The sequence below is a fragment of the Acinetobacter pecorum genome (genome assembly GCF_014837015.1).
Lineage (GTDB): Bacteria > Pseudomonadota > Gammaproteobacteria > Pseudomonadales > Moraxellaceae > Acinetobacter > Acinetobacter pecorum.
Genome location: NZ_JACSPT010000003.1, coordinates 1 through 21,759 on the forward strand (window position 1 = coordinate 1; position 21,759 = coordinate 21,759).

Below are 21,759 nucleotides of genomic sequence, written 5' to 3' on the forward strand. Positions count from 1 at the left end.
AAAATATAGAAATCAAAAGAGCTTAAAGGAGGATTTTAAGTATTTAAAACCAATTTTTCAAATGAGGACACGCCCTAGATCAGCTTTCAGAAATCCCTCCTATTCCCCCCTAGTAAAACACCTTGATAATCCAGCTCAACCTAAACAAATTCCATAGACTATGGTTGTTTTATCATGGCTTTTTTTTCATCGGTGCTTTACACAAAGCCCGTCAGTTATGGCATAATGAGCATAATTTCTTGTATTTATTCTCGGTATTTCTTTTATGAATCTGGAGCGAGTCGATCTCAATCTATTAATTTATCTTGATGTACTTCTTCGCGAAAAAAATGTCACCCGTGCAGCAGAACAATTGGGTGTTACCCAGCCTGCCATGAGTAACATTTTACGCCGATTACGCAATTTATTTAATGATCCTCTCCTGATTCGCTCTTCTGAAGGCATGACACCCACTGAACGTGCCTTAGAATTGCAGCCCCGCATTCGGGATGCCCTGGCTGACTTGTCCATGATTCTGGAACCGCGTACCGAGTTCCGTCCATATACCTCAAATCGTGTCTTCCGGATCATGACCTCGGATTATGCCGAAGCCACTTTAGTACCACGCTTAGTCAAAGCCTTGCGTTCAGAAGCTCCAAATGTTGTTCTCGACTTCCTGACGCCAAGTGACGTGTCTTATCGGGATATGGAGCAGGGCAAGGTCGATCTGGCAATCAACCGCTTTAATGAGATTCCGCAAAGTTTTCATCAGGTATTGGTCTGGCGTGACAGCTTTTCTTGTCTTTTAAATAACAAGCATCCTGCCGCAAGCAACTTAAACCTTAAAAGTTACCTGGATGCACAGCATATCTGGGTTTCTAAAACCGGTATGGGTGTTGGTTTCGGGGTGAATCCTGAAAAACAGGCCGGTTTAGGCTGGATTGATCAGGCTTTGGAACGTATTGGCCAGAAACGTAAGATTTCGGTATTTACCCGTCATTATCAAATGCCAGGCTTATTAGCATCCAATGTAGATCTGATTGCAACACTGCCTTCACGTATTGCGCGCTTGCAAGCCAAAAATCACAATCTGATTTTAAAAGATCCGCCGTTTTATATTCCGGAATTTGAATTGAAAATGGCGTGGTGCCCATTATTGCATCATCATCCGGCACATCGCTGGTTACGTCAGCTGATTTTATATGTTGCACGGCAAATGATTGAAGAGGAAAATCGTGAATTCCTGAGCAATAATTCTCAATTTTCAAACTATTAACCTTACAATCTTCTAAATTCTTATTTTTGAAGATTATACTTTGAGGACTTGAGCTGTCATTGTTACACCTCAAGTCTTTTTTTATGCTAAAAATATCCTAAGATATTATTTATCCACAGGTGGATTTGTGAGCCTCTTACAAAATATCGTGATTATCTTAATACTCATCGCGGGGGCCGGTTTTTTATCTTTAACAGAAATCGCCCTCGCAGGTGCCCGTAAAGTCAAACTGAAAATTCTGGCTGAATCGGGTGAACATCGCGCTCAAAAAGTTTTAGATCTACAAGAAAATTCTGCGGACTTCTTTGCAGCCTCTCAAATTGGTTTAAATGCAGTCGCCATTCTCGGCGGTATTTTAGGTGAAGGCGCCTTCCGTCCTTATATTTATAATTTTGTTTCCCGCTTTTACCAAGGACCTTGGGCTGAAAATATCAGCTTTGCGCTTTCCTTTACTGTCGTCACTTCATTATTTATTTTATTTGCGGACCTGATGCCGAAACGTCTGGCCATGATTGCGCCAGAAAAGATCGCAGTCTCAGTCATCGAGCCAATTCAGATTTTCATTAAAGTCTGTAAACCTTTGGCCTGGTTCATTAACGCGATTGCCAACATGCTGTTCCGTCTGTTTAAAGTGAATACCATCCGTGATGACAATATTACTTTTGATGATATTTCTGCAGTGATGGATGCCGGTGCACAGGCCGGTGTACTCCAGAAGCAGGAACACCATTTCATTGAAAACGTATTCGAGCTGGAAGAACGTAACGTGCCTTCGAGTATGACCACACGTGAAAATGTGGTGTTTTTTACCTTAAATGAACCGGAAGAAAGTATTCGGCAAAAGCTGGCGGAATATCCTTATTCCAAATTTTTGGTATGCAGCAATGACATCGACAGTGTGATTGGCTATGTCGATGCCAAAGACATTCTGGTGCGTATTCTGAATAACCAGTCACTGCTGCAGCTCAATGAAAATACCATCCGTAATGTGTTGACCATTCCGGATACTTTAACCTTATCAGAAGTTCTGGACCGTTTCCGCTCCACCAAGGAAAAGTTTGCCGTCGTCATTAATGAATATGCGCTGGTCGTTGGCGTGATTACCCTTTCCGATATTATGATTACCGTGATGGGTGACTGGGTGACGCCTATTGAAGCCGATCAGCAAATTATTAAACGTGACAACAATTCCTGGCTGATTGAAGGCAGCACACCGATTGAAGATATCAAGCATGCGCTTGAAATTGATGAAATGCCTGATGATGAAAACTATGAAACCATCGCTGGTTTTATGATGTATAAATTACGCAAGATTCCACGTCCTGCAGATGCAGTGATATTTGGTGCTTATAAGTTTGAAGTGGTGGATGTCGATCACTTTAAAATTGACCAGTTACTGGTGACCCGCTTAATCGAAACCAATTCAGTTATTCAAGAAGAATCAGATTAGTCTGGTTCTTCTTTCTAATAAATAGAAAAAATTATTCTAATAAAAAAATCATAAGGTGAGTAATGAATATTTCTGCATTTTTGGCATGTCTGTTTTTTTATTCCGCTCTGTATTTATTTTATTTCTTTTTTGCCAAACAGCAGAATCCCCTGCTCTTACTGGCAGCCATCATTATGCTGGTTTTAACCGTTTTCATTATTCCCTATCCGCATGAACGTCGCCGACAAGGTTTCGACTCGACCTTGAGGTTTGGAGAGTATTTTTATTGGCCCTTGATCACCTGGTGGCGTTTATTTATTTTGCCCATCAGTTGGCTGATTGCACTGATGTATCGCGATTAAAAAAGCACCCGAAGGTGCTTTTTAAAACTATTTATAATTTAGACTTTCGCTAATAAAGCCTCTAGAACAGCTTGATAGTGAATCTGGATATCATCTTCTAAAATTTTATAAGCATTATCGAATTGCACCATAGGCCAGCCTTCTTTCCAGAACGGAAAAATATTGTGCAGGTCATGGGTGACAATGGCATCTTCACGCACAATTGCTTGTGCAATTTGTGACAATACCTGTGCAGTTTCAGCACCATCAATCGCCATATAATCGATACCGTGCGCTTTTAAAATACGGATCCGGTCTTTTTTATAACGGATTTTTTTGATCTGGGCCGAATTTAAACCCAAAGCCAACGATACCGCTTCGACAAATTTGTCTTCAAATGACTGATTCAATGCTACCAAGGCTGCTTTATGTGCTTCCTGACGACCAGCTTTGCCACCCTGACGAATTGCTGCTTGCGCCTCAGTATTTAGCTCATCCTTTTTCATACTTTGCAGGATGTCTAAAATTTCGATGTCGCTTAACGCCTGAGGAGATTGATCAGTCATAAACTGTCCTTAAAAAAATAAATCTTGAATGGGCTATTTTCGCATAATTCGACGCTAAAAAATCAAAATCTTCATGATTAAAACAGCGCTACGTTCTGAAACTGCATTTCTTCTGCGATTTTGCGCCAAATCGACTATAGTGCTTCATCTAAATATTAAATTAATCTTAGGATGATGCCCACTAGACAAGTGACGCTGTTGTTACAGCAACTTAAACGACAGTATCCGGCTGCATTTAAAGGCAATTACCTGTTCTATAGCCAGATCAAAATTCGAGGAATCTGGGATAAAGCCAAGTCTTTTATTCCATGGACTTTGGCCGCCATGATTTTTATTCCCATAAGTTTGATGTCACGAGATCTGCTACAGCATGCTTTTATGCAAATCAGCGAATTTCAGGCACAGAGTTATGCCATTTTAGGCATTCTGTTGTTTTTGATGTTGAGTCTTACCTTGATTTTGCAACAGATTCAGCATTCTTCTTATTCACTGTACCAGTCATTGCGTCACACTCCGATCAAAATGGCTATTGTGATTCTTTTGCTAGCCTTAAATTTACTGTTTATGAAAAGCAGTTTGCTGATGTGGACTCTCTTCTTCTTTGGCGTGAGCTTTGGCTTTGTACGTTTTTATCGGGAGAATTTATTCCGAACAAATAGCCAGAATGCTGAACATTACCAGCTGCAACAATTACGCAAAATCTGTTTCTGGGCTTATAAACAGACCTGTCTGATCCGACTAAAATTACGTTTTTATTCAAGCCATGATCCTCGGCATGCCGTACTCAAACAGCAATTAAATCACTATGCCGGGTTATATACGCGGCTGCTGAAATATGAGCATCAATATTGCAAAACCATCAAGTATCTGGACATCGATAGTTATCTGAAAGATAACTCATAGTAATATCAATCACTCTTAATTCTCTCTATTAAATATCTACAACTCTTCATTAAGAGAACAGGTAGATAGACCTAGTTTGTAGATAAGAAGTGATGGAATTGCTTGAAAAGAAAGCGATCATTTAGAAATTTGCTTGCCAAGCTTTATTTCGTCCTCTATTATTGCGCACATGCCCGAGTGGTGAAATCGGTAGACACAGGGGATTTAAAATCCCCCGCCCACAAAGCGTGCCAGTTCGAGTCTGGCCTCGGGCACCATTTTAATTTTTATTAAAATGGTGCAATAAAAAATCCAGCATTGTGCTGGTTTTTTTGTGCCTGAATTTTATTTTTTAGCGCGAAATCCCCCATGTCAGAATTAAAACACTTCGATCTCGCCACATTACAATTACGTCATCCAGATGCTTTTTTTCTAAAGTTGCATTATAGCCGCTTTAAATTTAATGCCCTGCAAAATATCCAGTTCGTTATCGCGATTAATTTACTGTCCCTTCTGGTCTGTGTAGCCTGTAGTATCAGCTCGGTATTTCTGGAATATTATTTTTTCAAAAATGCCACGGTTGCCTTTAATGTCACCTTAATTATGCTGATGGCCCTACTGTATCCTTATATCTGTTATGCGCAATATCAAGCACAGTACAGCTCCAAAGCCTATAGTCAGCGTTTGCAAAATTGTCTCTATCTGCAAATTCCAATTTTTCTATGTTTGCTGCTTAATCTTTATCTGGTTCATTCGGATGTGCTGGTCATTATCAGCATGATCTTTTTAGCGATTTCCTCCTTTGGGGTGGTCATCCTGGAACCTTTATTTAAAAATTCCTGTAGCGCAATTGATCAGATCAAATTGCAGAAACTCCGGCAACTGGCTTTTTGGGCTTATCAACAATCCAGATCAAAAACACCACAACAGGTTCAAGGTCAGTCAGATCTGCAAGCTTATTACCAGAATCTGTATCAGCAATGCATGAATGAAGAGCAACTATTATTAGGCTCGATTCGCTTTAATAGCTTTAAAGAGTATTTCAACAGACAATAAAAAACCCTGCAGCTGCAGGGTTTTCTTAAATCACCATTCTCGATTGGTAATCAGTTCTTCCATTTCAATCTCGAACAGGCCGTGTTCTTGAACCACCATCATCATGGCTTCGGCAATATAATCTGCAGCGCTATCATCCAGAGATGAATCCAGATCTTCAAACTGAGGTTTCATGACATTAATATCAGCCACAGTCAGATTGGCAAGCTGATAAATTTCTTGATCTGACAAACCTGATTTAGCGACTTTTTGGGCAAAACGTTCGATATGCTGTTTGATTTCAGCAACCAGAATATCGGGATAATATTCATCATCGAACATGGGGAGAAGTAAATCTGCAAACATTACAGGCACTCTAAAGGATGACTATCTAATCTAAGCGTGCCTATATAGCATATTGTTGCTTAAAAGCCAAACAACATTGTCAATGTAGGGATTTCCCGGCCTCGCTTTCTAAGCCATTTGCATGGCTTGCCAGACTTTAATCGCATCGACTGTAGCCTTAACATCATGTGCTCGTACCATGCAGGCACCTTGCTGAATACTCAGTAAATGTGCTGTTGCAGAGCCTACTGCCCGCTCTTGCGGTGCTGCACCATCTAGCACTGTCCCGATAAAGCGTTTACGAGATAAAGCAGACAGAATCGGATAGCCCATTTCTGTCAGTTTATAAAATTCGTTCAGCAACTGTAAATTTTGCTGGGCATTTTTAGCGAAACCAAAACCTGGATCAATCATGATATTTTCCGCTTTTACTCCCACATCCAAGGCATCCTGAACGCGTTGGGATAACTCGCGAATCACATCAGCAGTGACGTCCTCATATTGATCCAGATTGTTCATCGTGGTCGGTTCACCACGCATATGCATGATGATTACTGGAATATTCAGCTCTGCTGCGGTCTGCAATGCATTCGGCCGAGTCAAAGCACGGACATCATTCCAGATATGCGCTCCGGCCCGAACCGCTGCACGAATCACTTCAGGTTGCGACGTATCAATCGAGAGAATGACATTATGTTTGGATAAAGCTTCAACCACAGGCACCACGCGGCGAATTTCTTCCTCCACTTCTACTGCTGCTGCACCTGGACGGGTCGATTCACCGCCAATATCAATCACGGTTGCGCCTTCAGCGATCATTTCCAGTGCGCGGGCAACTGCATCTTCTTTTTGATTATGCCGACCACCATCACTAAAAGAGTCTGGGGTGACATTGAGAATCCCCATTACATGCGGCTGGGATAAGTCCAATTTTAAATCACCAAATGTCCATACATGTGGTAACAAAGGCATCAGCTGCATGATTCAATACTCACTTAAAATAACCTCAATATTGTCTTATGGATAATTAAATAAAGCAAAACTGAATAAGAATAATCGCTAGATTTCGAAGTAATTATTTTTAGAATATTGCATTATTTTAGTTTGTAATCATCCTATCACCTGCAGCCATTCACTGGCTAATATGCTGTAGATATTTGCTATCTTAAATAGTTGAATAATCTCATTCTCATAGTTTATTTTGATGTTATATCGTTTATAGCAAAATCATTTATTAACCCGTGGCTCAAATGGCTGCAATAAAAAACCACCCGAAGGTGGTTTTTTATTAAGCTTAATTGGCTGGCAATGGTGGAGGTGTCAACGGGCCATCATTTGGTGTTACATCAATCACAGGATTTTCTGCAACATAAACTTTTGGCGGTTGAGGTTCACGACCTTCCATAATGTCACGGATTTGATCCCGATCAATGGTTTCCCATTCCATTAAAGCTTTCACCATCGCATGGGCAACATCTTTTTTACTTTCCAGGATATTGCGTGCGACTTTATATTGTTCATCCAGAATTCGACGAATTTCACGATCAACTTCTAGTTGTGTGGTTTCCGAAATACTGCGGCTGCCAATACTGCCCATAAATGATTGCTGTGCATCTTCTTCATAGACCATGACTCCTAATTTGTCAGACATACCGTATTTGGTCACCATCGCACGTGCCATTTTGGTTGCACGTTCAAAGTCATTGGAAGCGCCTGTTGACATCTGGTTAATAAAGACTTCTTCAGCAATACGACCACCAAACAAAATAGAAATTTCATTCAGCATTTTATCTTTGTAATGGCTGGTTTGGTCAAATTCAGGCAGCTGCCAGGTAACACCTAAAGCCCAACCACGTGGCATGATCGTTACTTTATGCACAGGATCTGTACCTGGTAAACTTTCAGCAACAATTGCATGGCCTGCTTCATGATAAGCCGTCGCTCGACGCTCTTCCTCACGAAGGACCATCGACTTACGTTCAGGACCCATATACAACTTGTCTTTTGCATCTTCAAAGTCATGCATATCGACAGTGTTTTTGTTACGGCGTGCAGCAAACAAAGCAGCTTCGTTCACCAGATTGGCCAATTGGGCGCCGGAGAAGCCTGGTGTACCACGTGCAAGCACTTTAACATCTACCCCTGTCACTGAAGGCAATTTTTTCAAATGTACATTCAGAATTTGCTCACGACCCTTGATATCTGGCAAGCCAACAACAACCTGACGGTCAAAACGGCCTGGACGAAGTAAAGCTTTATCCAGTACATCTGCACGGTTGGTTGCAGCAATGACGATAATACCTTCATTACCTTCGAAACCGTCCATTTCTACCAGCATCTGGTTGAGGGTCTGTTCACGTTCATCGTGACCACCACCAGTACCTGAACCACGATGACGACCGACTGCATCAATCTCATCAATAAAGATGATACATGGTGCATGGCGTTTTGCCTGTTCGAACATGTCACGCACACGTGATGCACCGACACCGACAAACATTTCAACGAAGTCGGAACCTGAAATACTAAAGAATGGAACTTTAGCTTCACCTGCAATGGCTTTAGCAAGTAGAGTCTTACCTGTACCTGGAGGCCCCACCATTAACACACCGCGTGGAATACTTGCACCCAGACGTTTAAATTTGGTTGGATCTTTGAGGAAATCTACGATTTCAACCACTTCCTGCTTGGCTTCATCACAACCAGCTACATCAGTAAAAGTGACTTTAATCTGGTCTTCAGACAGCATTTTGGCTTTAGATTTACCAAAACTCATTGGGCCGTTTTTACCACCTGCACCGCCACCCATGTTGCGCATAAAGAACATGAATAACAAAATGATTAAAAGTACAGGGAAACTTGCAATAAGCAACTGCATGAGCAAGCCTTGACGCTGTGGTGCTTCACCTTCGACCACAACATTATTTTTAATGAGGCTTGGCATCAGCTCAGGATCCTGAACTGCCGGACGAATACTTTCAAACTCTGAACCGTTTGTTTTTTCGCCACGGATTCTTTCGCCGTCAATCACAACTTGTTTAATTTGGCCAGCATTGACCGCGGCAACAAACTCTGAGTAGTTCATTGTAGTCGGTTGATTGCGGTCACTGACGTTGCTGAAGATTAACACCAGCACACCCAGTATCACGAGCCACAATACGGCATTCTTAAAAAGATCGCTCAAAGCTTTATTCCCATTCCAATCTAATTTGATCATGCCCTGTTCAGGGTGACCTTAATACTTAAGCTGTAAATCAACTTACAATTATATGAAAACTTACAAAATGCACAATTTTTAACGACTTGGCAAGTAGACTTATTTTAAAGCCTTCTTACGTCCCTGCCCAATCAGGAAAACTTCCTTGGAGCGAGCACGTGATGCCAAAGGTTTAGATGTTTTAAGAACATCAAAACTATCAACCACTTGCTTACGAAATTCGTCAAAACCTGAGCCTTGGAAAACTTTTACCACAAATTGACCTTTGGGGCCTAACACCTTATTGGCAAAATCCAGTGCAAGTTCACACAAGTAAATCTGACGCGGTTGATCTACAGCCTTATTACCTGATGTATTGGGGGCCATATCTGAAATTACAACGTCTACAGTACGACCATCTAAAATTTCTAACAGTTTCTGGAAGACTTCTTCCTCCCGAAAGTCGCCCTGCAAGAACGTTACATCCGGTAATGCATCCATTGGTAAAATATCAGATGCAATCAATAAACCCTTGTCACCGACTAGCTTACCGGCGATTTGCGACCAACTGCCGGGTGCGGCACCCAAGTCGACCACAGTCATACCCGGTTTGATGATTTTGTACTTTTCTTGCATCTCTAAGAGCTTATATGCTGCACGCGCACGATAGCCTTCCTTCTGTGCTTTTTTCACATAAGGATCGTCTAAATGCTCTCTCATCCAATCACGACTACTTTTAGATAACTTTTGGTTGGTAATGCGTGTAGCCATAACTCTCTAAATAAAAAAACGTCTAATTATTAATTGTACGTGAAAAAGACATATTTTGCAGTATACATGTGTATCTAAATCTAGGAGTTTTGCTCCTTATCAGGAGATATGCGCAGTGATTATTTCCTGATAATTTAAAGCGTTTGTTTTTTGATTTTGCTATACTAAGCCGTTTTAAAATTCAGGTTATCTCTCATGGCGTCTTTATCTATTCAGGAACGTAAGCGTTTACGTCAAATCGGACATGCTTTAAACCCGGTGGTTATGCTGGGTGACAAAGGCCTGACTGAAAATGTTATCGAAGAATTGGCACGTGCTTTAAACGACCACGAACTGATTAAAGTAAAAATCGTGGCCGAAGATCGCGAAGCACGTTCAGCACTGATTACTGAAATTGCAGAAGCAACTGGCGCTGAGGTGGTTCAAACTATTGGTAAGATTGCACTGCTTTACAAAAAAGCTGCAAAACAAAACCAAAAATTGTCCAACCTTGTCCGTTTCGCTCATCTTTCAAACTAAGTACAGGACTTATGGCAAGTTACGAACTTAGCGCATTTGATCGCCGTTTTCAGGCCATCTCTCTGGTTGCCGCCATTGAACAGCAAGGCCCATGCAGTTTAAATGTGGGCTTCTGGATTCGTGATCCCAATCAGTACATCCTGTGGCCCGACATGGTGACGGCTCATCCGCGTCAGGATTTTTTGTGGGAACAGACCTGCTTCGAAATTTTTATTGGGGTTCAGGGTGAAGATTTTTATCGTGAGATTAATCTCTCCCCTTCTCAGGCCTGGCAGGCTTATCAATTTGAAGAATACCGTTATCCTGAAGATATGCCACCGCAGGCTGCGAATGATATTGAGTTGAATCAGCTCAAACGTACGCATTATGGTCTCAATGTCAGTCTGGATCTGACTGATTTTATGGCAACCCATAAACTGAAATGGGAAAACTTGTTCCTGGGTTTATCTGCTGTTCTAAAAACCTCGCAAGGTGATCAGTTCTATGCCATGCAGCATAGTAGCCCTCAGGCAGATTTTCATAATAAACGCGACTGGCTGCACATATTTTAAACAGGTTGATGCCAGATGTTGGGTTAGCCACTAGAATGGGTAACAGGCGAATAAAACGTGAGACTTGAAGTCTCACGTTTTTTGTTTAAAACAATAAAATCATCTTGATCGTGTATTTCATTATTATGGAGTTTAGATTATTTCCCGTGTACATGTTTTAATGATGCAGATGATGCTGTTCCTGAATAGATTTCACGGCAGCATAGAGTATAAAAGCAAAAGTAATGATCATTAGAAGAATGCTCCCAAATACTGGTCCGAGTATTCCAAGACATAACAGGATTACACCCAGATAAAGTATGCGCCTCAATCCGCTTTCCAGATTCAGCAGCATGATCAATATCAGTAAAATAAGTACACCTATAAAATAATGCTGTGGCATCGTGACCCCCTCTAATTGTTATTGTGAGTCCGTTTTGCTGCATAAAGACAAAGGAGAACATATCATTGTTCTCCTTTTTAAATAGCGGCCTTTCAGCGCAGCCTAACTTTTCAGCTCAGGACTTTTGTCCGAGCTTTCCGTCTTCATGACGGGTTTAACTTTTTTCAATACTTCAATGGTACTGTCTTTAGAACGTTTAAACGTACCAGTCAAATGCTCTTTATGCTTGGTCGAAATCTGGCTGACATCTTCTTTCAGCTCTTTACCCAGATTGGACAGGTCTTCAATGACTGCGCTGAATTCTGTCTTGATAAAGCTTTTTAATTCAGTTAATTCTTTCTGCGAACCGAAAATCTGCTCTTTTAGAGTATCAATACGCTGCAACACTTCCTGCTTTAATTGACGTAGCTGTTCCTGCACAGTATCAGTTAACTGCTTCGCTTCAACCTCAAGCTTTTCTTTACTTTCTTCGATGGTTTCAATTGCCTGATCTTTAGCCTCAACCGCCACTTTTTCAAGCTTTTCGGCAGTTTCACTGACTACGCTTGGGGTAACTTTTTTAGATGTAGTAGATTTCGGGGCTGTAGTCATTTGTCTTATTCCTATTGTTATGTTGACTTAAGCTATATTAGTAGATCTGATAAAAATTAAGATTTGATTTGTCTGACAATTATTAATTGCTTACATTTTCTCACATTGTCTACAAAACAGACTTCCATGCAAAAAGCAAGCCATTTATCTTATACTTTCGCTGCAAAGCCATTGGACTTCAAGGGTCATTCTGCGTATAATGCCGTGTTAAGTTCAAGCGAGCAGACATAGGAGGGTTGGTTAAAAAAATAGCCTTCCTTTTTTTTCGTCTTCTCGCTTTTTTACAGCCTAAATTTCAGGAGCTTTGGTTTGAGCACCCCAGCAATTTTAGCCCTAGCCGACGGAACTATCTTTAAAGGTACTTCGATTGGCGCACCGGGTAGTACGACTGGCGAAGTCGTTTTCAACACTGCCATGACTGGCTATCAAGAAATTTTGACTGATCCAAGTTATGCACAGCAACTTGTAACTTTAACTTACCCACATATCGGTAACACGGGTTGCAATGAAGAAGACACAGAATCAGGTCGTATTCATAAAGTATGGGCGAACGGTTTAATTATCCGTGACCTTCCTTTATTACACAGTAACTTCCGTGCTGAACAATCACTAGGTGAATATTTAGTACAGCACAATGTAGTTGCCATTGCTGACATCGACACGCGACGATTAACACGTATTTTACGTGATAAAGGTGCACAAAACGGTTGTATTCTTGCAGGCGAAAACATCACTGAAGAAGAAGCACTAGAAAAAGCACGCGCATTCGGTGGTTTGAATGGTTTAGACCTTGCAAAAGAATGCTGTGATCCTGAAGGTTTTGAATGGACTGAAGGTTCATGGACTTTAGGTAAAGGCTTCGCTCAACCAGAATTTAAATTCCATGTTGTTGCATACGATTACGGTGTCAAAACCAACATCTTACGTATGCTCGCAGACCGCGGTTGTAAATTGACTGTTGTGCCTGCGCAAACTCCTGCTGCTGACGTACTTGCACTGAATCCAGATGGCGTGTTCTTATCGAACGGCCCTGGCGATCCGGCTGCATGTGACTACGCAATTGAAGCTGTAAAAACAATTGTAGAAGATGCTCGCAACGTACCTGTATTTGGTATCTGCCTGGGCCATCAAATTCTTGCGCTTGCAAGCGGTGCTCAGACTGTGAAAATGCCTCACGGTCACCACGGTGCCAACCATCCTGTACAGAACATCGAAACTGGTACAGTGATGATTACTTCACAAAACCATGGCTTTGCAGTGGATGCAGATACACTGCCTGCAAACCTTAAAGCGACGCACAAATCACTGTTCGACCAAACCCTTCAAGGGATTCATCGTACAGACAAGCCTGCGTTCAGCTTCCAGGGTCACCCTGAAGCAAGCCCTGGTCCACATGACTGCGCACCATTGTTCGATCATTTCATCGAACTTATCGAAGCATCTAAGAAGTAATTAAGGAAGCATCATGGCTAAACGTACAGACATTAAAAGCATCTTAATTCTTGGTGCTGGTCCTATTGTGATTGGTCAGGCGTGTGAGTTTGACTATTCAGGCGCGCAAGCGTGTAAAGCTCTTCGTGAAGAAGGCTACCGTGTTATTTTGGTGAACTCTAACCCAGCGACCATTATGACTGACCCTGCAATGGCAGATGCAACGTATATCGAACCGATTACCTGGCAAACTGTTGCAGCGATCATTGAGAAAGAACGTCCAGACGCAGTTCTTCCTACTATGGGTGGTCAAACAGCATTGAACTGTGCCCTTGCCCTTGATGAGCACGGCATTTTAGAAAAATATAATGTTGAATTGATCGGTGCGACCAAAGAAGCAATCGAAAAAGCTGAAGACCGTAAACTGTTTGACCAGGCAATGCGTAAAATCGGTCTTGAATGTCCGAAAGCTGACATTGCTGAGTCAATGGAAGAAGCTCTAGAAATTCAAGCTCGCTTCGGCTTCCCTGTGATTATCCGTCCATCTTTCACCATGGGTGGTTCAGGCGGCGGTATTGCATACAACAAAGAAGAATTCATTGAAATCTGTGAACGCGGTTTCGATCTTTCTCCAACCAAACAGTTATTGATCGATGAATCATTAATTGGCTGGAAAGAGTACGAAATGGAAGTTGTTCGTGACAAAAACGACAACTGTATCATTGTATGTACCATTGAAAACTTTGACCCAATGGGCGTGCATACAGGTGACTCAATCACTGTTGCGCCTGCTCAAACACTGACAGACAAAGAATTCCAGTTACTTCGTAACGCATCTTTAGCGGTTCTCCGTGAAATTGGTGTAGAAACTGGTGGTTCGAACGTTCAGTTCGGTATTAACCCGAAAGATGGCCGTATGGTTGTGATCGAGATGAACCCGCGTGTTTCTCGTTCTTCTGCCCTTGCGTCTAAAGCAACTGGTTTCCCGATTGCAAAAATTGCAGCGAAACTGGCAGTTGGTTACACCCTTGATGAGCTGAAAAACGACATCACTGGCGGCACGACTCCTGCATCATTCGAACCCGCAATCGACTACGTTGTAACCAAGATTCCTCGTTTTAACTTCGAGAAATTCCCACAAGCTGATGCGACTTTAACTACACAGATGAAATCTGTCGGTGAAGTCATGGCGATTGGTCGTAACTTCCAGGAATCTGTACAAAAAGCCCTTCGTGGTCTTGAAGTGGGTGCTTCTGGTTTTGACGAAAAAATTGAAGTGGGTGCTGAAGGCGCGCGCGACAAAATCTTGCAAGAACTTAAAGTACCAGGTCCAGAGCGTATCTGGTATGTGGGCGACGCATTCCGTCACGGCTTTACTTTAGACGAAGTATTTGCTGCAACGAACATTGACCGCTGGTTCTTGATTCAAATCGAAGACATCATTAAAACTGAAAACCAGATTAAAACTTTAGGTTTTGGTGATTTAAATGCGGAGAATATCCGTAGCTTTAAACGTAAAGGTTTATCAGATCTTCGCATTGCGGACTTAATGGGTATTTCACAAAAACAATTCCGGAAACACCGTTGGAATCTGGGCGTAACGCCAGTTTACAAACGCGTGGATACATGTGCTGCAGAATTCGAATCTGATACAGCGTACATGTATTCAACTTACGATGAAGAGTGTGAAGCCAACCCTTCAACCCGTGATAAGATCATGGTGATTGGTGGCGGTCCTAACCGTATTGGTCAAGGGATCGAATTCGATTACTGCTGTGTACACGCGGCGCTTGCAATGCGTGAAGATGGTTATGAAACCATTATGGTGAACTGTAACCCTGAAACGGTGTCTACAGATTATGACACTTCAGATCGTTTGTACTTCGAACCAATTACGTTGGAAGATGTACTTGAAATCGTACGTATCGAGAAGCCTAAAGGCATTATCGTACAGTACGGTGGTCAAACACCATTGAAATTGGCGCGTGCTTTAGAAGAAGCTGGTGCACCAATCATTGGTACATCACCTGACGCGATTGACCGCGCAGAAGACCGTGAACGTTTCCAGCAAATGATTCAACGTCTGCAACTTCGTCAACCAAACAACAGCATCGTAAAATCTGCTGAAGAAGGTATGGCTGAAGCGTCTAAAGTTGGCTACCCACTTGTAGTACGTCCTTCTTACGTCCTTGGTGGTCGCGCGATGGAAATCGTGTACAACGATGAAGAATTAAAACGCTACTTACGTGATGCGGTTCAAGCATCTAACGAAGCGCCTGTTCTTCTTGACCGCTTCCTGGATGACGCAATCGAAGTTGACGTAGACTGCGTATCTGACGGTAAAGACGTGGTGATCGGTGGTATCATGCAGCACATTGAGCAGGCAGGTATTCACTCAGGTGACTCAGCATGTTCTATTCCTCCTTACTCTTTATCTAAAGAAGTACAGGACGAAATGCGTCGTCAAACCGTTGCTATGGCGAAAGAGCTAGGCGTAATCGGTTTGATGAACGTACAGTTTGCAGTGAAAGGCGATGACGTTTACATCCTGGAAGTGAACCCACGTGCATCACGTACAGTTCCATTCGTATCTAAATGTATCGGTGAATCGCTTGCAAAAGTGGCTGCACGTTGTATGGCAGGTCAATCTCTTGAGTCGCAAGGCTTTACATCAGAGATTATTCCTGAGCACTTCTCTGTAAAAGAAGCGGTATTCCCATTCAACAAATTCCCTGGTGTTGATCCGATCCTTGGCCCTGAGATGAAATCTACAGGTGAAGTGATGGGGGTGGGTAAAACATTCGGTGAAGCATTCTATAAAGCTGTACTGGGTGCAAATGAGCGTTTACCTGGTCTTCCAACTGAAGGTGAAGTCAAACATGCTTTCATCTCTGTACGTGACTCAGATAAACCACGTGCTGCCGGCATTGCGAAACAATTAATTGACCTAGGCTTCAAGATTCTTGCGACTGATGGTACATTTAAAGTGATTAGCGAAGCTGGTCTGGAATGCGAACGTGTCAATAAAGTAACTGAAGGTCGTCCTAACATTGTGGACCGTATCAAAAACGGCGAAATCCACCTTGTGATTAACACGACTGAAGGCAAAAAGGCACAAGAAGACTCATTCTCGATCCGTCGTTCAGCGCTTCAAGGTAAAGTGTATAACACAACTACATTGAATGGTGCGGACGCTGTATGCCAAGCTTTAGCAATTAAATTGCCAATGGATGTATATCGTTTGCAAGACCTAACTAAAGGTTAATTCGCTTCCAAGAAGTCCCGCTACCTTCTTGGTGGCGGGCTTTTTTTTATTTATAGATTTTATATCTTTCAACTGACTTTTGAGGGACAACATGCAACGTTATCCTATGACACCTGAAGGCAAAATTGCCTTAGAGAAAGAATTACACCAACTGAAAACAGTTGATCGCCCACGTATCACCGCTTCGATTGCGGAAGCTCGTGAACACGGCGACTTAAAAGAAAATGCAGAATACCATGCAGCACGTGAACAGCAAGGTTTCTGTGAAGGACGTATTCAGGATATCGAAGGCAAACTGGGTGCAGCTCAGGTGATCGATGTCAAAGAACTGGAACAGAATGGTCGTGTGGTTTTTGGTGTAACGGTCACGATTGAAAATCTGGATACCGAAGAGCAGAAAACCTACAAAATTGTAGGCGATGACGAAGCAGACTTTAAGATTAACAAGATCTCTGTAAACTCGCCAATTGCACGTGGCCTTTTGGGTAAAAGCGAAGGTGATGATGTGAAAATCAATACACCAAACGGTGAAGTTGAATATGAAATTGTAAAAGTTGAATATATCTAGTTTTTTGTTTAGATATTTTAGGCTGTAAGACCCCTCGATTGAGGGGTTTTTTGCAATTTATAGTATAAAATATAATCAGCAATATTACTAAAAAATAAAATGATCAAAATCATCTTCGTCAGCATCTCAACTATCTTATTCAGTACTCAAGTCTTCGCTAGAGGATACAGAGGTGATTCTAATGATTTCATTAATTTAATTATCGGATTTATTTTTGTAATTGGATCATTATTTTTTTATATATACTCTTATCTCTCATGGCAAGAAAGGCAGCAATGTAGCGAGAAACCCACATCTAAAGATGGTCTACTCCACTGGATTTTTATATTAATTGGGTATGCAATTATTGCCTTCTTCGCATCAATACCCATAACATTGATTGCTAAGTTTCTAATACAGACAGATGAAAAATTAACAATATTAACTTACACTTTTTTTATAATGTTCAGCCTCTTATTATTTCTCCGCAGAACATAAAAATTACTTAACTTCTCTTTATCGCAGTATATTTATATTTTCAATCTCCCCAAACCCCTCTTTACAAAAGAGGGGCTTAACTGCTGTATAATCCCACTACCCCATTAACATCGTTTTTCCATGTCTGAAAAGTTAATCAATTCCCCTGTCAATCATTGGTGTGAATTCGAATTCATCTCAAAAACGGTGAAGAACCCCAATATTCACATTAAAGGGAATTACTCTTACTACTCAGCGTATTGGGATCAGGGTTTTGAGCGTTGTGTGGTGCGTTATTTACATGACAAGCCATCTACGCCTGAGAAACCGATTGATCAGCTTTATATCGGAAATTTCGTCTGCTTTGGCGCTGAGTGCGTGATCATGATGGGTGGCAACCAGTTGCACCGCACGGACTGGATTTCAGCGTTTCCTTTTGATACACGTGGCTTTGTGCCTGCGGGTGACACAATAATTGGTGATGGTTGCTGGATTGGCTCGCGTGCCATGATTATGCAAGGCGTAACCCTTGGTGAAGGTGCTGTGGTAGCTACGGGTGCAGTCGTGACCAAGAGCGTACCCGCATATGCAGTAGTAGGTGGTGTTCCTGCAAAGATTATCAAATACCGCTTTCCACAGGAAGATATACACAAACTGCTTTCTTTGAAAATCTATGACATTGATGAAAAGCAGTTTTTAAAAATCCGTGAACAATTACAAACAGATGACATTCAGCAACTGGCACTTTATTTAACATAGAGACCTTAAATACTGCTCAGTCCAATATCGATAACTAGAAAGTTTTGATACAGAGTGTGTAAAAATACCGCCAAGGTGTTCAATTATAATTAGAAAAGCCAAGTGCAGGATAGCGTATGCAAACAGCCAAAGTACTCGCCAGTACTGCAACCCATAAGATAGAAAGCTGGCAAAAACGCTCACCTTTTATCATTCTTATACTCGCCAGCATTGTGGGCGCTGCAACAGGTTTACTTGGCTCCCTTTTTCATATTTGCATTAATTATACAGTTAGCTACCGTGAACAGTTCTTACAGCATGTTGAGCATGCCTCACCCTATTTAAGCTATTTTTTAATTTTCTGCATCACTGCTGCTATGGGTGCGTTTGCCTATTATCTTGTACAAAGGTTTGCCCCTGAAACAGGAGGATCAGGAATTCCCGAAGTCGAAGGAGCACTACTCAATTTACGCCCAGTACGCTGGTGGCGTGTCATTCCTGTTAAATTTTTTGGTGGTTTAGGCGCATTAGGTAGCGGAATGGTCTTAGGACGTGAAGGACCTACTGTGCAAATAGGTGCCAATCTCGGAAAAATGACTGCCGACCTATGTAAAGTTAAAAATAATGAGTCTCTCCATACTCTCATTGCGACTGGTGCAGGTGCAGGTATTACTGCTGCATTTAATGCACCGCTGAGTGGCATCTTGTTTGTTATTGAAGAGATGCGGCCTGAATTTACTTATACCAAGGCCTCTATTAAAGCTGTTTTTGTTGGCTGTATTACTTCTTGCATGGTCTATCAGTTTATTATGGGGTCTAATCCCATTTTAGATATGGGGACTTTTTTGGCAGCCCCCTTAAAATCTGTCTGGATTTATATTTTTTTAGGCCTGTTTCTTGGCTTGATTGGTTCTTTATCCAATTCTCTTATTTTAACTTTACGTCGTATTCTGGGTTTGTTTTATCAAAAGAAACAATATTTCTTTCCTTTAACAGGTGCTGTGCTTGCAGGTACTTTTGGGGTTTTAAGCTTACTAAAACCTGAAATGACAGGGGGTGGTTTCGCTATTTTGCCAAATCTTGTAGATGGCATGACCATGTTCTATCCGCTTTTGATTCTTCTGTGTTTACGTTTTATTGCCACTATTTTATGTTTCGGTTCAGGTGCGCCTGGCGGTATTTTCGCACCGACAATTGCTTTAGGTGCAATTATAGGGGTGTTGTTTGGCATGATCGCACAGCCCGTTTTTCCTCAATATGATATTGAATTACTGAACTGTGCAGTGCTGGGGATGGCTGGTCTTTTTGCTGCCACAATTCGCGCCCCACTAACAGGTATCATGGTTGTTATGGAAATGACGGGAAGTTTTGTGCTCATTCTACCGCTGATTATTACCTGTCTGGCAGCAACATTTATGGCACAAACGTTAGGTGCAACGCCTATCTATAGTGCAATTTTAAATAGTACTTTAGCCAGTTCGAAAAATGAACCGGATCAGTCAAAAGAAAAATAAAGTTAACTTTGAAAATAGCTAACAATTCTCCCTTTTGGGCTGACACTATGATTAATAAAGCTCTATGACCTAGACGAAAAGCAGTTTTTAAAAATGCGTGAACAGTTGCAGACGGATGATGTGAAATCACTATTTAATAGTGTACAAAATTTAATCTAAACTTTATATTTAATTCAAATTATTATTTTGAATAAATATGCATTTATCACCAAAGACACTTGAAAAACTTCGTGACTTAATCAATGAAATCACCGAATATCGATCAGGGCCAAAAATTATCGATTTTTTTGGTATGTTCGATTATCAAGATGTATATAGGCAAGGTTTTCCGTCTAGATGGATGTACACAGATCTACGACTTTCTCAAATAAATGGCACACCAAAATTAGACATATGTATTAAAAAATTATTTAATCCTATAAATTATATTGAAGACTTAAATCGACTAGATAATTTAATTAAAGAGTTCAATAAATATCTACAATTCGACAAATATCAAATCACTAGAATTAACACCGAAATTAACCTCACGCCTATTACAAAAATCAATCTTGATGAACAAATCCAATCAGAAAATAAGAACCTTGAGAATAATTTTATAAAACATGAATTTAGGTTTGATTACTCTCAGTTAAATCTTATCCCAACTTTAATGCCAGTAGTCGAAAGCAGAATAATCGAGATTGAAAAAGCTTTTAAAGCTGAAGCCTACCTTTCTGTCGTGTTATTAGCTGGTAGTACATTAGAGGGAATATTCTTAAATATCGCTTCTTTAAATCCAAAAGTCTTTAATACTTCAAATTGCAGTCCTAAAAAAGATGGTAAAGTAAAGAACTTCGATCAATGGACACTTAATAATTTTATTGAAGTATCTCATTCAATTAATTTAATTGAAAAAGATACTTATCGATTTAGCAAAGAATTAAGAGATTTTAGAAATTACATACATCCTTTTCAGCAAATGACTGAAAATTTCTCCCCCAGAGAACAAACAGCTAAAATTTGCCTACAAGTTTTGAAATCCGCTATCTTTGATATTCAAACTAATCAAAATAAAATTAAGACATAAAAAAACCCACTCAATCGGAGTGGGTTTTTTCAGAATATGGTGGCTATGACGGGACTTGAACCTGTGACCCCCGCATTATGAGTGCGGTGCTCTAACCAACTGAGCTACATAGCCTTAAACTGTGCGCGCATTATGGGATTTTCTTTAAAGAGCGTCAACCCCATATTGTGCTGTTTGATCAAAATTTGTTGAAGTGAGCCGATAAGCCGGGTTCTGTCGTGAACGATCATTCCTCTAGGCGCACAATCACTCATGCGCTCAAGCGACCTACCCGAATCCAGCATGGGCCATGCCTAATGGATTCCTATTTGGTCTTGCTTCCGGTGGGGTTTACCTCGCCATGAACTGTTACCAGCCATGCGGTGCGCTCTTACCGCACCCTTTCACCCTTACCTCCGATTCCGATTGCTCGAAAACATAATGAAGGCGGTCTTCTCTCTGCTGCACTTGCCGTCGGTTTGCACCGCCCAGGCGTTACCTGGCACCTTGCCCTATGAAGCCCGGACTTTCCTCCCCTGCTTCAATCACGGAGATTTCCACAGCAGCGATCGTCTGGCTCACTTCGAGCGGCATAGTACCAAATATCCAGACTAATTGCTTGATGTTTTTTGAGCAGTCAGTTTTTCATACTTGGCTTGCAGCTGTTCCTGCGTTTCAGCATGATTCGGATCCAGTGGAATACAATCCACCGGACAGAACAGCTGGCACTGCGGTTGATCATGATGTCCGACGCACTCCGTACACAGGTCCGAGTTAATTTCATAGATGACTTCACCCATGAAAATCGCCTCATTCGGGCATACAGGTTCACAGACATCACAGTTAATGCATTCATCGGTGATATATAAAGACACG

At 41.4% G+C, this 21,759-nt stretch carries 22 protein-coding genes, 2 tRNA genes, 1 other RNA gene and 1 pseudogene; 16 read left to right on the plus strand and 10 right to left on the minus strand.

The annotated features are described in order from the left end of the window. Nucleotides 1-265 precede the first annotated feature (265 nt). The 3 genes from H9629_RS03030 (at nucleotide 266) to H9629_RS03040 (ending at nucleotide 3,046) form a co-directional block, all read left to right on the plus strand. Nucleotides 266-1,255 carry a LysR family transcriptional regulator gene (locus H9629_RS03030; protein WP_064096319.1) on the plus strand — a complete coding sequence of 330 codons (990 nt, stop codon included), beginning with the start codon at nucleotides 266-268 and terminating at the stop codon, nucleotides 1,253-1,255. A gap of 127 nt (nucleotides 1,256-1,382) precedes the next feature. Further along, nucleotides 1,383-2,705 (plus strand): hemolysin family protein, encoded by a 1,323-nt coding sequence (locus H9629_RS03035; protein ID WP_064096320.1) that lies wholly within the window; start codon nucleotides 1,383-1,385, stop codon nucleotides 2,703-2,705. Nucleotides 2,706-2,767: 62 nt separating this feature from the next. Continuing rightward, nucleotides 2,768-3,046, plus strand: a complete 279-nt coding sequence (locus H9629_RS03040) for a hypothetical protein (protein WP_064096321.1) — start codon at nucleotides 2,768-2,770, stop codon at nucleotides 3,044-3,046. A 38-nt stretch (nucleotides 3,047-3,084) separates the two neighbouring features. On the opposite strand, the gene H9629_RS03045 is transcribed toward H9629_RS03040, so the two are convergent. Further along, nucleotides 3,085-3,591: a hypothetical protein gene (locus H9629_RS03045; RefSeq protein WP_064096322.1), complete on the minus strand. Its 507-nt coding sequence runs from the start codon at nucleotides 3,589-3,591 to the stop codon at nucleotides 3,085-3,087. A gap of 174 nt (nucleotides 3,592-3,765) precedes the next feature. Here H9629_RS03045 and H9629_RS03050 point away from each other — a divergent pair, with 174 nt between their 5' ends. The 3 genes from H9629_RS03050 to H9629_RS03060 all read left to right on the plus strand — a co-directional run bounded on the left by H9629_RS03050 (nucleotide 3,766) and on the right by H9629_RS03060 (nucleotide 5,529). Continuing rightward, complete coding sequence (locus H9629_RS03050; protein ID WP_191730537.1) at nucleotides 3,766-4,494, plus strand: hypothetical protein; 729 nt, start codon at nucleotides 3,766-3,768, stop codon at nucleotides 4,492-4,494. Nucleotides 4,495-4,665: 171 nt separating this feature from the next. Beyond that, nucleotides 4,666-4,751: transfer RNA gene (locus H9629_RS03055), tRNA-Leu, on the plus strand. 91 nt (nucleotides 4,752-4,842) lie between these two features. Further along, on the plus strand, nucleotides 4,843-5,529 hold the full coding sequence (locus H9629_RS03060; protein WP_064096324.1) for a hypothetical protein: 687 nt from the start codon (nucleotides 4,843-4,845) through the stop codon (nucleotides 5,527-5,529). A gap of 30 nt (nucleotides 5,530-5,559) precedes the next feature. On the opposite strand, the gene H9629_RS03065 is transcribed toward H9629_RS03060, so the two are convergent. From H9629_RS03065 to rlmE, 4 genes are all read right to left on the minus strand, one after another. Next, a complete protein-coding gene (locus H9629_RS03065; protein WP_064096325.1) occupies nucleotides 5,560-5,874 on the minus strand; it encodes a DUF5713 family protein in 315 nt (104 codons plus the stop codon). 108 nt (nucleotides 5,875-5,982) lie between these two features. Beyond that, entirely contained in the window at nucleotides 5,983-6,834 is an 852-nt protein-coding gene (folP, locus tag H9629_RS03070) for a dihydropteroate synthase (protein WP_064096326.1), read from the minus strand. Nucleotides 6,835-7,147: 313 nt separating this feature from the next. After that, the gene (gene ftsH, locus H9629_RS03075; RefSeq protein WP_064096474.1) at nucleotides 7,148-9,037 is read right to left on the minus strand and encodes an ATP-dependent zinc metalloprotease FtsH; all 1,890 of its coding nucleotides are present in this window, start codon (nucleotides 9,035-9,037) and stop codon (nucleotides 7,148-7,150) included. Between the two features lie 132 nt (nucleotides 9,038-9,169). After that, entirely contained in the window at nucleotides 9,170-9,820 is a 651-nt protein-coding gene (gene rlmE / locus H9629_RS03080; protein ID WP_064096327.1) for a 23S rRNA (uridine(2552)-2'-O)-methyltransferase RlmE, read from the minus strand. Between the two features lie 195 nt (nucleotides 9,821-10,015). On the opposite strand from rlmE, the gene yhbY reads away from it, so the two are divergent. Together yhbY and H9629_RS03090 are read left to right on the plus strand one after the other, a co-directional pair. Continuing rightward, nucleotides 10,016-10,339, plus strand: a complete 324-nt coding sequence (yhbY, locus tag H9629_RS03085; protein WP_064096328.1) for a ribosome assembly RNA-binding protein YhbY — start codon at nucleotides 10,016-10,018, stop codon at nucleotides 10,337-10,339. Nucleotides 10,340-10,350: 11 nt separating this feature from the next. Continuing rightward, a complete protein-coding gene (locus H9629_RS03090) occupies nucleotides 10,351-10,890 on the plus strand; it encodes a DOMON-like domain-containing protein (protein ID WP_064096329.1) in 540 nt (179 codons plus the stop codon). Between the two features lie 157 nt (nucleotides 10,891-11,047). On the opposite strand, the gene H9629_RS15530 is transcribed toward H9629_RS03090, so the two are convergent. Continuing rightward, complete coding sequence (locus H9629_RS15530; protein WP_064102856.1) at nucleotides 11,048-11,272, minus strand: hypothetical protein; 225 nt, start codon at nucleotides 11,270-11,272, stop codon at nucleotides 11,048-11,050. A gap of 102 nt (nucleotides 11,273-11,374) precedes the next feature. After that, complete coding sequence (locus H9629_RS03095; RefSeq protein WP_064102857.1) at nucleotides 11,375-11,863, minus strand: hypothetical protein; 489 nt, start codon at nucleotides 11,861-11,863, stop codon at nucleotides 11,375-11,377. 309 nt (nucleotides 11,864-12,172) lie between these two features. On the opposite strand from H9629_RS03095, the gene carA reads away from it, so the two are divergent. The 8 genes and pseudogenes from carA (at nucleotide 12,173) to H9629_RS03125 (ending at nucleotide 20,904) form a co-directional block, all read left to right on the plus strand. Further along, nucleotides 12,173-13,315 (plus strand): glutamine-hydrolyzing carbamoyl-phosphate synthase small subunit, encoded by a 1,143-nt coding sequence (carA, locus tag H9629_RS03100; protein WP_144724371.1) that lies wholly within the window; start codon nucleotides 12,173-12,175, stop codon nucleotides 13,313-13,315. Nucleotides 13,316-13,328: 13 nt separating this feature from the next. Beyond that, nucleotides 13,329-16,559 (plus strand): carbamoyl-phosphate synthase large subunit, encoded by a 3,231-nt coding sequence (gene carB, locus H9629_RS03105; protein WP_064102859.1) that lies wholly within the window; start codon nucleotides 13,329-13,331, stop codon nucleotides 16,557-16,559. A gap of 91 nt (nucleotides 16,560-16,650) precedes the next feature. Beyond that, nucleotides 16,651-17,127 carry a transcription elongation factor GreA gene (greA, locus tag H9629_RS03110; RefSeq protein ID WP_144724369.1) on the plus strand — a complete coding sequence of 159 codons (477 nt, stop codon included), beginning with the start codon at nucleotides 16,651-16,653 and terminating at the stop codon, nucleotides 17,125-17,127. 99 nt (nucleotides 17,128-17,226) lie between these two features. Then, the gene (locus H9629_RS15565) at nucleotides 17,227-17,604 is read left to right on the plus strand and encodes a putative four-helix membrane protein (protein WP_404793543.1); all 378 of its coding nucleotides are present in this window, start codon (nucleotides 17,227-17,229) and stop codon (nucleotides 17,602-17,604) included. A gap of 120 nt (nucleotides 17,605-17,724) precedes the next feature. Next, nucleotides 17,725-18,342, plus strand: coding sequence for a CatB-related O-acetyltransferase (locus H9629_RS03115; RefSeq protein ID WP_191730538.1), 618 nt, complete (start codon nucleotides 17,725-17,727; stop codon nucleotides 18,340-18,342). 116 nt (nucleotides 18,343-18,458) lie between these two features. Further along, the gene (gene clcA, locus H9629_RS03120; RefSeq protein ID WP_191730539.1) at nucleotides 18,459-19,835 is read left to right on the plus strand and encodes a H(+)/Cl(-) exchange transporter ClcA; all 1,377 of its coding nucleotides are present in this window, start codon (nucleotides 18,459-18,461) and stop codon (nucleotides 19,833-19,835) included. Between the two features lie 54 nt (nucleotides 19,836-19,889). Then, nucleotides 19,890-19,994, plus strand: a pseudogene (locus H9629_RS15320) (CatB-related O-acetyltransferase); the annotation flags it as partial. A 37-nt stretch (nucleotides 19,995-20,031) separates the two neighbouring features. Further along, entirely contained in the window at nucleotides 20,032-20,904 is an 873-nt protein-coding gene (locus tag H9629_RS03125; RefSeq protein WP_191730540.1) for a hypothetical protein, read from the plus strand. Between the two features lie 37 nt (nucleotides 20,905-20,941). On the opposite strand, the gene H9629_RS03130 is transcribed toward H9629_RS03125, so the two are convergent. The 3 genes from H9629_RS03130 to H9629_RS03140 form a co-directional block, all read right to left on the minus strand. Then, nucleotides 20,942-21,018, minus strand: a tRNA-Met gene (locus H9629_RS03130). A 72-nt stretch (nucleotides 21,019-21,090) separates the two neighbouring features. Continuing rightward, an RNA gene (gene rnpB / locus H9629_RS03135) (RNase P RNA component class A) lies at nucleotides 21,091-21,468 on the minus strand. Nucleotides 21,469-21,494: 26 nt separating this feature from the next. Beyond that, the gene (locus H9629_RS03140; protein ID WP_064102430.1) at nucleotides 21,495-21,758 is read right to left on the minus strand and encodes a YfhL family 4Fe-4S dicluster ferredoxin; all 264 of its coding nucleotides are present in this window, start codon (nucleotides 21,756-21,758) and stop codon (nucleotides 21,495-21,497) included. Nucleotide 21,759 lies beyond the last annotated feature (1 nt).

Coding starts and splice junctions, on each gene's coding strand:
- H9629_RS03115 (WP_191730538.1), top strand. CDS start 17,725: ATGTCTGAAAAGTTAATCAATTCCCCTGTCAATCATTGGTGTGAATTC.
- H9629_RS03065 (WP_064096325.1), bottom strand. CDS start 5,874: ATGTTTGCAGATTTACTTCTCCCCATGTTCGATGATGAATATTATCCC.
- H9629_RS03095 (WP_064102857.1), bottom strand. CDS start 11,863: ATGACTACAGCCCCGAAATCTACTACATCTAAAAAAGTTACCCCAAGC.
- H9629_RS03045 (WP_064096322.1), bottom strand. CDS start 3,591: ATGACTGATCAATCTCCTCAGGCGTTAAGCGACATCGAAATTTTAGAC.
- clcA (WP_191730539.1), top strand. CDS start 18,459: ATGCAAACAGCCAAAGTACTCGCCAGTACTGCAACCCATAAGATAGAA.
- H9629_RS03030 (WP_064096319.1), top strand. CDS start 266: ATGAATCTGGAGCGAGTCGATCTCAATCTATTAATTTATCTTGATGTA.
- H9629_RS03090 (WP_064096329.1), top strand. CDS start 10,351: ATGGCAAGTTACGAACTTAGCGCATTTGATCGCCGTTTTCAGGCCATC.
- carB (WP_064102859.1), top strand. CDS start 13,329: ATGGCTAAACGTACAGACATTAAAAGCATCTTAATTCTTGGTGCTGGT.
- H9629_RS03060 (WP_064096324.1), top strand. CDS start 4,843: ATGTCAGAATTAAAACACTTCGATCTCGCCACATTACAATTACGTCAT.
- H9629_RS03125 (WP_191730540.1), top strand. CDS start 20,032: ATGCATTTATCACCAAAGACACTTGAAAAACTTCGTGACTTAATCAAT.
- folP (WP_064096326.1), bottom strand. CDS start 6,834: ATGCAGCTGATGCCTTTGTTACCACATGTATGGACATTTGGTGATTTA.
- greA (WP_144724369.1), top strand. CDS start 16,651: ATGCAACGTTATCCTATGACACCTGAAGGCAAAATTGCCTTAGAGAAA.
- yhbY (WP_064096328.1), top strand. CDS start 10,016: ATGGCGTCTTTATCTATTCAGGAACGTAAGCGTTTACGTCAAATCGGA.
- H9629_RS03040 (WP_064096321.1), top strand. CDS start 2,768: ATGAATATTTCTGCATTTTTGGCATGTCTGTTTTTTTATTCCGCTCTG.
- H9629_RS15530 (WP_064102856.1), bottom strand. CDS start 11,272: ATGCCACAGCATTATTTTATAGGTGTACTTATTTTACTGATATTGATC.
- rlmE (WP_064096327.1), bottom strand. CDS start 9,820: ATGGCTACACGCATTACCAACCAAAAGTTATCTAAAAGTAGTCGTGAT.
- H9629_RS03050 (WP_191730537.1), top strand. CDS start 3,766: ATGCCCACTAGACAAGTGACGCTGTTGTTACAGCAACTTAAACGACAG.
- H9629_RS15565 (WP_404793543.1), top strand. CDS start 17,227: ATGATCAAAATCATCTTCGTCAGCATCTCAACTATCTTATTCAGTACT.